The organism is Candidatus Borrarchaeum sp. (genome assembly GCF_019058535.1).
GTDB classification, from domain to species: Archaea; Asgardarchaeota; Sifarchaeia; order Borrarchaeales; family Borrarchaeaceae; genus Borrarchaeum; species Borrarchaeum weybense.
In genome coordinates, this window is record NZ_JAHPYX010000175.1 from 1 (window position 1) to 13,844 (window position 13,844).

11 protein-coding genes and 1 pseudogene are annotated in these 13,844 nt (G+C 37.7%); 4 read left to right on the forward strand and 8 right to left on the reverse strand.

Going from position 1 to position 13,844, the window contains the following annotated elements; all coding sequences use genetic code 11:
• A pseudogene (locus QVB70_RS10290) lies at positions 1 to 206 on the reverse strand (hypothetical protein); the annotation flags it as partial.
• Positions 207 to 521: 315 nt separating this feature from the next.
• Between QVB70_RS10290 and QVB70_RS10295 the strand changes: the two are divergent.
• Complete coding sequence (locus QVB70_RS10295) at positions 522 to 896, forward strand: roadblock/LC7 domain-containing protein (RefSeq protein WP_287585723.1); 375 nt, start codon at positions 522 to 524, stop codon at positions 894 to 896.
• Between the two features lie 125 nt (positions 897 to 1,021).
• Here the strand turns inward: QVB70_RS10295 and QVB70_RS10300 are convergent, their stop codons facing one another.
• Complete coding sequence (locus QVB70_RS10300; RefSeq protein ID WP_287585726.1) at positions 1,022 to 2,767, reverse strand: glycosyltransferase family 39 protein; 1,746 nt, start codon at positions 2,765 to 2,767, stop codon at positions 1,022 to 1,024.
• Positions 2,768 to 2,925: 158 nt separating this feature from the next.
• Between QVB70_RS10300 and QVB70_RS10305 the strand changes: the two genes are divergently transcribed.
• The 3 genes from QVB70_RS10305 to QVB70_RS10315 all read left to right on the forward strand — a co-directional run bounded on the left by QVB70_RS10305 (position 2,926) and on the right by QVB70_RS10315 (position 8,123).
• Entirely contained in the window at positions 2,926 to 4,575 is a 1,650-nt protein-coding gene (locus QVB70_RS10305) for a glycosyltransferase family 39 protein (RefSeq protein WP_287585728.1), read from the forward strand.
• 183 nt (positions 4,576 to 4,758) lie between these two features.
• Positions 4,759 to 5,994 carry a transposase gene (locus tag QVB70_RS10310; protein WP_287585731.1) on the forward strand — a complete coding sequence of 412 codons (1,236 nt, stop codon included), beginning with the start codon at positions 4,759 to 4,761 and terminating at the stop codon, positions 5,992 to 5,994.
• A gap of 134 nt (positions 5,995 to 6,128) precedes the next feature.
• Entirely contained in the window at positions 6,129 to 8,123 is a 1,995-nt protein-coding gene (locus QVB70_RS10315) for a leucine-rich repeat domain-containing protein (RefSeq protein ID WP_287585733.1), read from the forward strand.
• A 67-nt stretch (positions 8,124 to 8,190) separates the two neighbouring features.
• On the opposite strand, the gene QVB70_RS10320 is transcribed toward QVB70_RS10315, so the two are convergent.
• The 6 genes from QVB70_RS10320 to QVB70_RS10345 form a co-directional block, all read right to left on the reverse strand.
• On the reverse strand, positions 8,191 to 8,385 hold the full coding sequence (locus QVB70_RS10320; RefSeq protein ID WP_287585735.1) for a hypothetical protein: 195 nt from the start codon (positions 8,383 to 8,385) through the stop codon (positions 8,191 to 8,193).
• Between the two features lie 52 nt (positions 8,386 to 8,437).
• Positions 8,438 to 8,629, reverse strand: coding sequence for a hypothetical protein (locus tag QVB70_RS10325; protein WP_287585737.1), 192 nt, complete (start codon positions 8,627 to 8,629; stop codon positions 8,438 to 8,440).
• A gap of 17 nt (positions 8,630 to 8,646) precedes the next feature.
• On the reverse strand, positions 8,647 to 9,195 hold the full coding sequence (locus tag QVB70_RS10330; RefSeq protein ID WP_287585740.1) for a tetratricopeptide repeat protein: 549 nt from the start codon (positions 9,193 to 9,195) through the stop codon (positions 8,647 to 8,649).
• A 26-nt stretch (positions 9,196 to 9,221) separates the two neighbouring features.
• Positions 9,222 to 9,635, reverse strand: coding sequence for a hydrogenase iron-sulfur subunit (locus QVB70_RS10335; RefSeq protein ID WP_287585743.1), 414 nt, complete (start codon positions 9,633 to 9,635; stop codon positions 9,222 to 9,224).
• Positions 9,636 to 9,823: 188 nt separating this feature from the next.
• Positions 9,824 to 12,937, reverse strand: coding sequence for a CoB--CoM heterodisulfide reductase iron-sulfur subunit A family protein (locus QVB70_RS10340; protein WP_287585744.1), 3,114 nt, complete (start codon positions 12,935 to 12,937; stop codon positions 9,824 to 9,826).
• A 2-nt stretch (positions 12,938 to 12,939) separates the two neighbouring features.
• On the reverse strand, positions 12,940 to 13,844 hold a 905-nt coding region (locus tag QVB70_RS10345; protein WP_287585746.1), incomplete at its 5' end, for a CoB--CoM heterodisulfide reductase iron-sulfur subunit B family protein.

A 13,844-nucleotide genomic window follows, 5' to 3' on the forward strand; every position in this document is an offset into this window, starting at 1 on the left:
CCTGTATCCCATATTTGTAGCTTTACAGTAGAAATTTTACTCTTGCTTTCTTGGCTTATTTTCAATATCTTGATTGAGAAATCTACACCAATAGTCATTTTATAACTTTCTCGAAACTGCCCTGTGGTAAATTTACGCGTAAGCGATGTTTTACCGACCGCTCCATCTCCGACAACGATCACCTTGAACAAATAATCGAAAGTCATTAAATTCACTTCATTCTTGTCATTTTAGTACGTATTTCTTCCCTTGTTAATTATAACTGCAGACAAGTAAAAAAGATTTTTCCATAGTATAAGTATTTCTTTCGTTTACTATACACATTTTTTGTATTTTCTAACACGTTCTAAAACTTTGATTTTCTTGGAAAAAGCGTTCTTATATCTGTTTTGTGGTTGCGGAAAAAAGTCTTAGGTAATAATATTATACGAAAGTTAAATATATTAGAGCGTATCAAGTTTTGTTGTCTAACACTTTCCATTCGAAGCTTTCGTTATTAAGCTTATAATTGAGGTGGACAAATGTCTGTTGAACCACGAGAGGATTTAATGGAAATATTAAGTGAAATTGAGAGTTCAACTGATTTAGAGGCATGTGCAATTGTGACGAAAGAAGGATTAAGGATAGCCCATGCAACTGGCACTAATACTGATGCTGATATTTTTTCAGCGCTTACTGCTGTTATACTCTCGATGGGTTATAAAGCTATAAATGAACTTGGTCACGGTGATTTCAAAGAAGTAATTATAAGAGGAACTGAGGGTTATACAATTGTAACCAGCATCGATAACGAGCACGTATTGGTAGGTGCTGGTCGTAATCCGATTCGAATTGGTTATTCTGCACTTGTTTTAAGAAAATATGCGCTGAACATGGCTTCAGTACTTGAAAAGTAATAGATTTAGCAAACAAAACTTCTGAAAAATCTAATTCAGTAAATCTCTCTTTTTTAGCTTCATTTTAAGGAAGCAAATTAGTAATAGGAGTTGTGCTTTTGCTTTTTAATTGTTTTACAAGAAATTTAAGTTGAAATGAAAATCGCAATGCCTTCTGTTTCGATAATCAAATTAAAGGACTCAAAATCTTTGAGTTTTTCCATCAATAACGGATTTTCTTGCAGTAATTCCACATTACCTTTATTTATTAAGACAAATCGGGCATTATATTTGTTCATTATAGCAAGAATCTCATTTTCTTCTGTATTTAGTTCAAGCGCTTTTTTCACGTCTTCCTCTCTCTCAATTTGGTTTGTGTCTTCCCAATTAAGCAAGTGTCCTCTATCTAAGGCAATGGGGTACACCGAACACCAGAAAGGTAAGATATTACCTGTTTTAAGGTCTGTTAGAACTATATTTCCCTCTGGAATTATCGCTCGGATCGTTTCTATATCTTGTTCCGAGAGATAAAAAGAGTCTATATCAACGATTTCTCCTGTAAACGGTTTGTAAATTAAAAGACCTCCAAAAACTGATAATGGACCAATGGCAACTGCACTCAGAATTAGAACGGTTATTGCATTTTTAGGAAGTCTTATTCGGCCTGTCCCAACTGAAATAGTCGCAATTTCTTTAATACCATATATCCCTATAGTAGCCACATTAAAATCAAGAAGAAGTTTAACAAACCTATATTTGTATATAGCGAATCCATGAATCACAGGAATAAAATCTTCAAGTAAAACAGCTACAAAAATAATTATAATTACTCCAATTAAAGTATAAAGTAACAGGCGAATTTCTTGTTTTTCAAATGCTCCTCTATGCCAAATTATTATCCATCCAAGTCCTATAATTATCAGATAGAAAATGATGCTAATCGATTTGTAAAAGAAGAATCCCAAGAAATATTCTAGTGCGAAAATTCCTTCATTTAAGAATAATCTATCATAAATTGCCCCAAAACTGTTTTTTGTGAAGTCTTCTGTGGGGTACCAACTTATCAATCCTAGTATAAATGATACAATTAAACTAATGCCAAAAACAATTTCATTAATTTTAACAGACCTTTTAATGAGTGAATTAAAGAAGATATAACTTACCGCTCCAATTAGGAAAAAAGTAGGCATCTGTACGTGAATAAGCATTCCTATTAATGCAAAAGGTATCGTTAAAAAAAGATGTCTTTGATTATCATTTTTTAAGTAGCGAACAAAGTAATAAAATGCAAATAACGTGAGGAAATTTGAACCGTTGAAGTGTATTGCAGGATAAAAAACACATGAGTAGACTGCAAATAATAACGCCGAATAAATTCCCGTTTTTTCATCAAAAATCTCTTTTGAAAGTTTATAAAATGCCAAAGTCGTCAAAACTGCACCAAGAGGACCGAAAGCTGATGCAAAGAGGTAAATTTGTAGGGGATGCCTAAGATTAAGCAATCCACAGAGGCCTCCTATAATTACCTGCGAAAGTGAGGTAGGTTTTGTCCAAAATTCCGTGCCATAGTGTACATCTTTTGCAGGATAATTTCCTATCGCAATTTCTTTAATCTTAGTGTAATAATCCCACTCAAATTCAGGGTGCATATTTGCACCAGTGGCATATGTAGATATAGTTGTAATTACAATGACAAGAAAGATGATTCCGAAGAACTGTAATTTTTCTTTCTGTAGAGAAAAAAACCAAAGGGCAACTATCGTACCGATTATTATGCCAAATATGGCTAAATACGCTGTCGTTCTTGAAAAAATAAACAAAAGTGAGAATACAAATTGTAAAATTATTGCACAAAAAATACATCCTACTAATAGGAACGATTGCCGTTCCATCAATTTTCTCAAGTTCTCCTTATAATGTCTTCTTAGATTATTTGTAGAGTGTCTTCATTCAGACTTCCAAAAATTTCCAATAAGATTTATATTCATCTCTGTATTAAACGCTCTTTATAAATGCATGGAATTTTGTCTATGTAGAGTTGGACGCAACAATGGAATCATTATTCACTGAGCAATTGAAAGCTAAAATTAAGGAGCATAAGGAACTTTTACTCATTCTAATCCTCTCAATCATTATTCGACTTTTATTTTTAAATCGTCCAGAATTACAGTCCAGGGATGAAGGTGTTCATGCTGTAGTTGCCCAAAGCCTTCTTATTAATCCATTAAAGCCGATTCTTATAGCAAATCCTATTCCAGGTTTAGAAAATATTAGAGAATTCCCTCATATTTTTTTGGAAAAGCCCCCGCTAATCTTCTGGCTAATGGCAGTTTCCTATAAAATATTCGGAGTGAATGAATTTGCAATGCGATTTGTTCCGGCTGTATTTGGCATTATCTCAATTCTGCTTACTTATATGTTAGCAAAGCAATTTTTTGAAAAAAAGATTGCGTTACTTTCTGCTCTTCTTTTATCGCTGTGCCAGTTTCATGTAAAATATAGCCGTCAAGGAATGTTAGATGTCCCATTAACGTTTTTTAGTATTCTAACTCTTTTTTTGTTCATTAAAGGGTTCAATTCAAAGTCATCATCATCAATGTTGTTCGTATTAGCTGGCATTTCTCAGGGATTAGGGATACTTACAAAATGGCATGCTGCAATATTTCCGACCGTCACAATTCTACTATTTGTCTGTCTACAAAAAAAATGGGAATTCCTTTTTTCTAGGAAAATTGCATTTTATTTTATTTCTGTTGTGCTTTCTACATTGCCTTGGCTTGTTTATATGTATGTGAGTTTTCCAGAGGCCACTAGAGCCTTGCTCTTATTTGAGCTAGGTGGCCGCCCATCTTATGTGAGTTCACGAGGTCCATTTTGGTATTTTGGCATGTTGATGTGGGGGTTAACGCCGTGGGCACCAATTACTCTAATTTCTGTCTTCTATTCTGCTTGGAAACGCAGTTCCGGAGATTTATTCCTTCTTCTAATCAGTGGGACAACGTTTTTTACTTTCGAGCTAAGTTCCTATAAACTGTATTTTTACATCCTTCCAATAATTCCATTTCTCCTCATTCTGACTGCTCGATTCATCTACAAAATCATCTTACTAAAGGAAAAAACTATTCTTTTGTTTGCCGTTTCTTTAATCGGATCATTCGTATATATCTCTTTAAAAGGAGTTTTTCCGAATACTTTGTTTGGAATTGATCAACTATTGTTTTTATTGATAGTTAGTGCTGGTGTAGGACTTTATTACATTGCTATCTGGTTTTATGAAAATAAAATGAATAATTCTTATCCAATTAAATCTGGACTCCTCCTGCTCCTTATCCCACTTTTTATCTCTAATCTTACGTTTACTGGAGTAGATATATACACAGAAGTTTCATATGGTGATGTGGGTATAAAGGAAATAGGATTTTATATTGAAAACCATTCTTCAGAGGACGATTATGTCTTTAGCACACCTGGTCTAGGTTGGTCAATAATGTTTTATGCAAAACGGTCAACCTATGAATTCCATGTTGTCCCGCGAGAGATTTTTGAAAACTATATTTTAACGAAACAGGTGAAGTTTATTGTCATTTCTGAGGAATTTCTTTCTTCTGCAAATCAAAAAGTAAACTTTGTTTTGACGCATTCAGTTGAAGTGAATATTCCAGGCGTTTCGCCTAGTTTACATGTGTTTTCCGTAGTCTGAAACTCTCTATGAGGGTCTTAACATTATAGTAGCAATTCTCTCTAATTCACATTCCACATTTTGAAATATATTTAACTTAATAGGCGGGAACTCCCCTTCCAACAGGTGGGGGCTGAAAGTCGCTGGCTTTATATAGAGTTTATGGCTATAACCTAGTAAGTACCAGAGTTCTACGTGAAGTCCATGAAACTCACACAGAAAATCAGGATTTTTCCGACACCAGAACAGGAAGCAGTTCTCTGGAAACTTTCGGAGAAATGCAGGCTCATCTATAACTTTGCCCTTGCCGAGAGAAGGGACGCCTATAAACACGGGATATCGGGTGTGAATTACCGCACACAACAAAACGACCTGCCACTCATCAAACAACACTTCCCAGAGTATACGTGGGTGTATTCCAAGGTCTTACAGTATGCTCTCAGGTCGTTAGCCGCCGATTACGAGTCGTTTTTTGCCCTTCGGAAAAATGGGCATGCCGATGCCTGTCTCCCGCGATTCAAAGGCAAACAGTACTTCACCACCATGGTGTATAACCAGTCGGGGTTCAGGATCAAACCCGGAAAGATTACCTTTTCCCACAAATACAATGATATGCCTTTGGAGTTTACCATCCCTGACAAATTTTCTTTTGACGAAAAGCAGGTAAAACAGGTCGCCATCTCATCATATAGAAGTCAATATTTTGTGAGCCTCACCTACGAATTGGAAGACCACCCCTATGTGGATAACGGACGATATCAAGCCATCGACCTCGGCATTACCCATATCGTTACGGCGGTCAATTCCCAGGGGAAGTTCTTGATGGTGAAAAATCAGCGTCCTGACAAATATTGGAATCCGAAAATCGCCGAGGTACAATCGCGGAAGGATAAGTGTAAGAAGTTCAGCAACAGGTGGAAACTGCTCAATAAGATCAAACACAAGTACGAGCGGAAACGGGATGAACAGACCCGTGATTTCCAGCATAAACTCAGCAGGAAACTGGTGGAAAACACTAGGGCTAACACTCTGATCGTGGGCGAACTGGACGTCAAACACATGGCACAATCGAACAAGGTGCCGAAACCCATGAGAGCGGGATTGAACCGCGCCACACAGAACAGCGGGTCGCTGGGACGGTTCGTGCATTTTCTAACCTACAAGTCCAGGCGAGTAGGTAAAAGGACAATAGAAATTGACGAACGAAACTCGACCAAAGAATGTTGGGTGTGCGGTAAACTGCACTGTATGCCAATTTGGAAACGAATTATGAGTTGTGACTGTGGTAACGTGATAGCGAGGGACAAAAATAGTTGTGTTGTCCTTATGAAACGTTACCTATCACAGAATGCCAAGTGGACAGGCTATCGGGTATTTCTCGATAATCTGCGATACACAGCCAAATGTAAAACGAAAGTTTCTCCCCCGGTAGGGAGTTAGGAGGACTCGCAGGAAGCCCCATCCGTCAGGGTGGGGTAGTTCACGGTGAGATTAGGAACCAATTAACTACGAATATAATTGGACGAAGGAGAAACCACGCCTTTTGCCCACGCCAAAGATAAGGTGATGGAAAGATGTCAGATAATTTTGTAACAGTTAAAGGAACGAAATATTACGTTGAAAACGGCACACTAGACCTTCACGGAAAAGGAATTGCTGATCTTACCGAAATCAAAGGATTAGAAACACTCACTGATCTTCGAAGAATAGACCTTAAGAAGAACCAAATAAAAGAAATTAAGGACTTTGAATATCTTATCAATCTCCGAGAACTAGATCTTAGGGAGAATCAAATAGAAGAAATTCAAGGCTTAGAGACGCTTACCAATCTCCAAGAACTAGATCTTTGTGTAAATCATATAAACGAGATCAAAGGCTTGGAAAACCTTACTAACCTACAAATACTGAATCTTTGTGACAATCGAATACCAGAACTCAAGGGCTTAGAGACCCTTACTGACCTCCAAGAACTAGACCTTGTTTGGAATCGAATAAAAGACCTTAAAGCGTTGGAGCGGCTTACCAATCTAAAAAAACTTTATCTTCAGCACAATCAGATAAAAGAGCTTAAGGGTTTGGAGACGCTTACTAATCTCAAAGAACTGAATCTTAGTGAAAATGATATAAATGAGATCAACGGCTTGGATCAACTTACTAATCTCCAAAAACTAAATCTTAGTGGTAATCAAATAGAGGAACTCAAAGGATTGGAGCGTCTCACCAACCTCAAGACACTAATACTTAGTGTTAATCGGATAAGAGAAATCAAGGGTTTGGAAACACTCACCAATCTCCAAGAACTATACATATGGGCTAATCCCATAAGAGATGATGAGAGGCTCTTAATAGGGCGACTTGGACAGGAACTTGTGAAATATTGTCAAGAGAAAACAAAAATGGAATTTGTAAAATTTAGAGAAACAAAGTACTACGTAAAAAATGGCAAACTAGATCTTTCTGGAAAAAGAATCAAAGATATTAACGAGATCACAGGATTAGAAACACTTGCTAATCTCCGAGAACTAGATCTTCAGCACAATCATATAAAAGACCTTCAGGGTTTGGAGATCCTTACTACCCTTCAAAAACTTAACCTTAGTGAGAATGACATAAAAGAGATCAGGGGACTGGAAAAACTCATAAATCTTCAAATACTCGATCTAAGTCGTAATCGCAAAATCAAAGAGATCAAGGGATTGAATCACCTTGTAAATCTCCAAGAACTAAACCTTAGTGACAATCAGATAAAAGAGCTCAAAGGATTGGAAACACTCACTAACCTTCAGGAACTAGATCTTAGTGAAAATTACATAGAAGAGATCAAGGGACTGAAGACGCTTAGTAACCTACAAATACTACACCTCTATGCTAATCGGATAAATGAGATTAAGGGCTTAAAGACTCTTACCAATCTCCGAAAGCTATACCTCTATGATAATCGGATAAAAGAAATTAAGGGCTTGGAGACTCTTACCAACCTTCAAGAACTAGATCTTTTTGCGAACCAGATAAGAGATGAAGAATGGTCTTTAGTAGAGAGACCCGCTCAAGAACTTGTGAAATATTGTCAAGAAAAAGCAGAAATGACGAAAGAGGAACTCAAAATCACTTTAAAGAAAAAAATTGATGAGCAATATATTGCGGATAATTTTGTGACGGTTAAAGGAACAAAATATTATGTCGAATACGGCACACTAGATCTTCACAGAAAAGGAATTACTGATCTTACCGAAATCAAAGGATTGGAGCATCTCAGTTACCTCGAAATACTAGATCTTAGTTATAACCATATAGAAGAGCTTAAAGATTTAGAACATCTTTCTGACCTAAAAGAACTACATCTTTATGCGAATCAAATAAAAGAACTCAAAGGATTAAAAAGGCTTATTCAGCTCGAACTATTAGACCTTAGGGACAATAATATAGAAGAAATTAAAGGGTTGGAGCACCTTGTTCACCTAAAAAGGCTATATCTCGGAGGAAATCCGATAAGAACAGATGAACACTATCTTATACCAAGACCTGCGCAAGAAGTTGTGAGATACTGCCAAGAAAAACTGAAAAAGTAAAGAAATGAGTGGCAACGCTTATTTTGAATGAGTTTTGACCCCTTCTAGAATATCTTTTAATTGGCGTTTAGGCTCTCAATCCTTTCACTATAAATCGTAATCCTAGAAGCAAGAGAAAAAAAGCGAGTCCATAGGCGAAAATCGGTACAAATGGTGAATATGGATATAACTGTATCCATACCGCTTGATTTAGAATTATTAGAAGGAGAATACCAATAATAATGCAGCTTACTCCCACTATCATAAAACTTAACTGTTTCATTGCCTCCCTCTCCGTAAAACCTCTCTTAAAGGCTAGACTAATTAGATCAAAGTTATTCAGTTTCGCTTGAGGCATCTGCATGCCCGATTTGCGCACGTTTTAGTGCGACATTTATTTTTCGCTTGTCTGTTCCAATGGTTTTTATGATTTTTTCAATTAATCTCCGAGTCTTAGCACCTTTAAGACCTCTCTCTTTCATAATTTCCTTTGCATATTCCTTTGCAAATTCGTCACTGTTGCTCATATTGTCACCTGTTTTTTTTATTTTATATCAGAAAGTTCCAATACTCGCATCTTACATTTTAAAGACTCATCATATTCTCCTAAGAGCTTATATAATTCTGCTAAATTTTCCCATGTATGAATATCTGTATCATCCATGTCTAAGATCTTCAAAAAGTAGTCGATAGCCTCTTTTGCTTTTCCTATACGCGTATATAATATAGCTAAGTTGTTTAATGCGTCTTTATTTGTTTCATCAGAAGTTAGTGCATTTTCTAAGTATTCCTGTGCCTTTGAATATTCTCCTAGTTGAATATATGCGACAGCAAGAGCATTTTGTATCTTTAAATTTCTTGAAATATCTTTTCCTTCTTTTTCTGATGTAACTATGCTTAATGCGGTGTTTAGATGCTCAAGCGCTTGATTAAATTTTCTTATCTGAATGTATGCTTTCCCTAAAGCCATCAACGCGTCTACATCGGAGGGATTCTCCTCAATTAATTTTCTATAGTGTTCTATCTTTTCTACACCCTCTTTAACGGCAAGGAGATCGATATTTAGTTCATTACCCTTGACAGAATTTTCCAAGTTTCTCTCTTCCTTGAGTTTCAGTGTTACTTTTTCAAGGGTGTAGGCCCTAATGTGCGTAATTTTTCTGTAAATTCCTCTACAACATTTTTGAACTTCATACCTTCAGAAGCAGAAACCCATTCTAAACGAAGACGTTCTGGAGATATACCCATGAGTTCTAAAAATTTTTTAGTCTGTTCAACGCGTTCTTTTGCGCGTTCGTTTCCATTTTGATAATGGCAATCACCAATGTGACATCCACCTACCAAAACCCCATCTACACCTCGATTGAAAGCGTCAAGAATGAACGACGGTTCTACTCGTCCAGAACACATTACGCGAATAATTCGAATATTTGGTGGATATTGAAATCGTGAAACTCCAGCTAAATCTGCTCCCGCATAGGAACACCAGTTACACAAAAAGGCTACTATCTGCGGTTCATAGGATTTACTCATCTTTTATCACCGAAGGAGATTCCCTCCTAAAGGAAGGGGTAGTTGACTTTATATTATCGCACGAGAAGGTTTCCCCAGTTTATAGGGGAGATGAATCGTACTACCTTTAAATAATTTTCCCGTATTTAAATACCTGTGTTTCGTTGTGAGCGTGATGTTTGGGGGGTATAGAAGCCAGTTCACTCATCTTAAGCCTCTTCGGATAAACAGGCTCTTACCATATCCACTATTTGCTCTGTCGTAAAGTGTCTGTGAGATATTGCGTTTACTGGACACGCTGCCACGCAAGTTCCACACCCTTTACATGTTGCTTGGTTAACGCGGCTTTTCCTCTCAATTAACTTAATATCTTCAAACTCTCTAACTATTTCGACAGGCTCGATGGCGTTATATGGGCAGATTGAAATACATGTCCCGCATCCTATGCATCTATCTTCATCAATAACAGCTGTTGTACCAATCGTTTCTAAAGTTCCTCTGCTCAATAAAATACCTGCCCTTGAGGCCGCACCACTTGCTTGTGCTATTGCTTCCCCTACACTTTTAGGACCATGTGCAACTCCACATAGAAAGATTCCATCTGTAGCGAAATCAACTGGGCGCAGTTTCACGTGTGCTTCGAGGAAAAAGCCTCCTTCCTCTTCACTAACAAGTGGGACTTTCAGCTGCTTTGATAATTCCTTTGCATCCTCTTGGGCAATTAAGGGTGTGCTTAAAACAATTAGGTCACTGTCTAAACAGAGTTTCGTGTTCGATACCGTATCGAAAACCTCTACATTTACTTTGTCATCCATAACATTTACAGATGGTGGTTTGTCTTCGGTATACCTTAAGAAAGTGATGTTCTGACCTCGTGCTTTGCGATAATATTCCTCTAGATTTTTCGCGGGCGTAACGATATCTCTGTTGCAGATATAGATATTCGCATTTGGTAGTCGCTCACGAAGAAGCATTGCATTTTTTAGTGCCGCTGTACAACAAATTCTACTACAATACGTTCTGCCTTCCTTTTCTCGGGCACCTACACATTGAATCGTCACAATGTTTTCTAAGTCGTCAATTTCTTCGTTTTTGAGGCGATTTTCTAGTTCTAACTGTGTGATAATATTACCGCTTTTTCCAAAAGCAAACATTCCTTCTGGTTCAAAAACCTGACCACCAGTTGCAACAACAATTACGCCGACTGTAATTTCTTTTGTATCAGATTTATTTTCTAAAATTTCTACGTTGAAATTGCCTACATATCCTTCAATTGATTTAATCTCAGAATTCAAGAAGGTTTTAATATTAGGTTGTTCTTTTACTGCTTTAACCTTTTTCTGAATGATATCTTCCGCTAATTCATCTTTTGGCGCTATTTTATATAGGTCCTTAAGTAAACCTCCTAGCTCATTCTCCCGTTCAACAAGATATGTTTGAAAGCCTCGACTTGCGATATCTAAGGCGGCAGCCATACCGGAAACACCTCCACCGATGACTAACGCCTCTTGTTTGACGTCTATATATCTTACTTCAATTGGTTCGAAACGTCTTGCTTTTGAGGTGTACATCCGTACAAGGTCTTTTGCTTTCTGTGTCGCTTCGGTAGGTTGCTTCATATGAACCCATGAACACTGATCTCTGATGTTTACTAGTTCAAAAAGGAATGGATTGAGTCCCGCTTCTTCACACGTCTTCATAAATAATGCTTCATGTGTCCTTGGAGTGCATGATGCCACAATTAATCTGTTCAAATCACGTTCCTTTATCATATCTTTCAAAACATTTTGAGCTTCAGATGAGCATGCATATCGGTTTTCAACAGCAACTTCTACGTTAGGAAGCGATTTTGCATATTCCACCACTTCAGGAACGTCCACCACACCACCAATATTGATACCACAATGACAGACCATAATACCAATCCGTGGTTCTTCATCTGGTTTTATTTCTCGAACAGGGGCAATACGGTCTTTCTCCTCAAGAGCTCCTCTTTCAATACGTCCAAGAATTTTTCCTACCTTGGCAGCAGCACCACTTGCTTGGGCAACAGTATCAGGGATATCTTTTGGTCCTTGGGCAAGACCTGCGCTAAATATCCCAGGAACGCTTGTTTCATTGATTGCGTCCGCGCTTTTTTCTTTAATGAATCCATTCTTATCTGTTTCTATGCCAAGAATCTTTGCCAATTCTTGTGTGCCTGCTGATGGAATAAGAGCCGGGCATAATACAGCCATATCTACTTTTAACTCTTCTACTGCGTCTTTATTAAAATTATAAAGATATAACGTCAACTCATGAGTATCGAGATCTTCTTTGATATTACAAACTCTTCCACGATTGTATGTTACCCCATATTCGTCGCGCGCTCTCATGGTATATTCATTAAATCCTTTACCATGTGCCCTTAAATCGATATAACAAATATGCTCTTCCATATCAGGTTCATGTTCTTTAGTGATAATAGCCTGCTTTGTAGCATACATACAACACACTGCTGAGCAATATTCCTTTCTTCTTACGTCACGAGAACCGACGCATTGAATCCACGCTATTTTTTTAGGCGGCTTTTGATCCGAAGGGCGTAATATATGTCCATGAGTTGGTCCTGAAGCACACATAATTCGTTCGTATTCTAAACTTGTGACAACATTTGGATATGTACCATATCCGTATTCTGTCATGTCTGAAGGATCATAGACATCCAAGCCAGTAGCGACAATGATAGCACCTACATTAAGGTCTAGAATCTTTTCTTTTTGTTCAAAATCTATTGCGCCTTGGGTACATGCCTCTTGACATGGGGGTGTTTCTCCTTTCTTCCCGCATTGTCCTATTTTAAGATAAAGACATTTATTCTCATCAATGGTTGCGACTTGGGGGACTGCTTGTAAAAATGGGATATATACAGCTCCTCTCTTACCTATACCCACTTCAAACTCGCTTGGAATTCTATCTTTAAGTCGACAAACAGCAATGCATTGCACACAGCCAGTGCATTTGCTTTCATCGATGTATCGTGGTTTTTCTCGAACTGTTACTGTAAAATTGCCAGCAGCACCAGAAACCTCAGAAACCTCAGAATATGCGTGTAACTTGATATTTGGATGTCGTGCAACTTCTACCATTTTTGGCGCTAGTATACAAAGTGCACAATCACCTGTTGGGAATGTCTTGTCTAACTGTGACATTCGTCCACCGATGCTTGGCGTTCTTTCAACTAAATGAACAGTATAACCACTATCAGCTAAATCTAAGGAGGCTTGCATTCCAGCAACTCCTCCGCCAATTACTAGCACTTCAGATACTTCAGATGCTTCCATCTTCATTCACCTTGTTCAATTTTAGATAGAAATGTTTTAATTTTATCAGCAGGAACTCTATTGAATTGGAATCCAAGATCATCGAAAGTGTATCCAAGAGTTAAACCAAGAAGTTGTGGATAAAATAGTGCAGGGAGATCATACTTTGTCTTCAGTCTCCGTTCAATGTTTAATTGCTGTGTATCGAACATTTGTTCACAGAATGGACATATCATGATTGTACAGTCGGCCCCTGCCGCTTTAGCACTGTCTAATTTTTCTTGCGCGAGTTTTACAGCCACATCTTCGTTTATTGCTAAAATCGGCCCACCACAGCACTTTAGCTGGTATTCCCAATCGATTGCTTGCGCTCCAGTTATGTCTACTAGATCTTCCAGGATATGCGGTCGCTCAGGATCATCTACTTGCATAGCTTCTGATGGTTTAAGGCAGTGACATCCATAGAAGACGGCTGCTTTTAGACCATCAAAACGCATTGTCATTTTCTTTTCAATATTCTCAAGCCCATAATCATAAAGCATTTTAATGTAATGATTGACCTCGATGGTTCCCTTAAATTCCGGCAACTCACTTTCTGTTAAAACAGTATTTACGCGTACGCGTAATTGCTCATCATGTTTCAAATGATGATTTGCTTCTTTTAAGGCCCCAAAACATCCATTGCATAACGCTACAATATCCAAATTCATCTCTTCAGCGATTACTAAATTTTTAGCAGCCATTGAAATCCATGTATCGAAATCCACAGACCTTAAGAAAACTGGGCCACAGCAGCCTGCGCCCCTTTCCTGCATGTCCACAAATTCTATTTCTAATGCTTCTGCGCACTTTCGGGCACTCACATCATAATTATTATATCGTTTTGGAATAGTACATCCAAGGAACAAAGCATATCGATGGTTCTTGC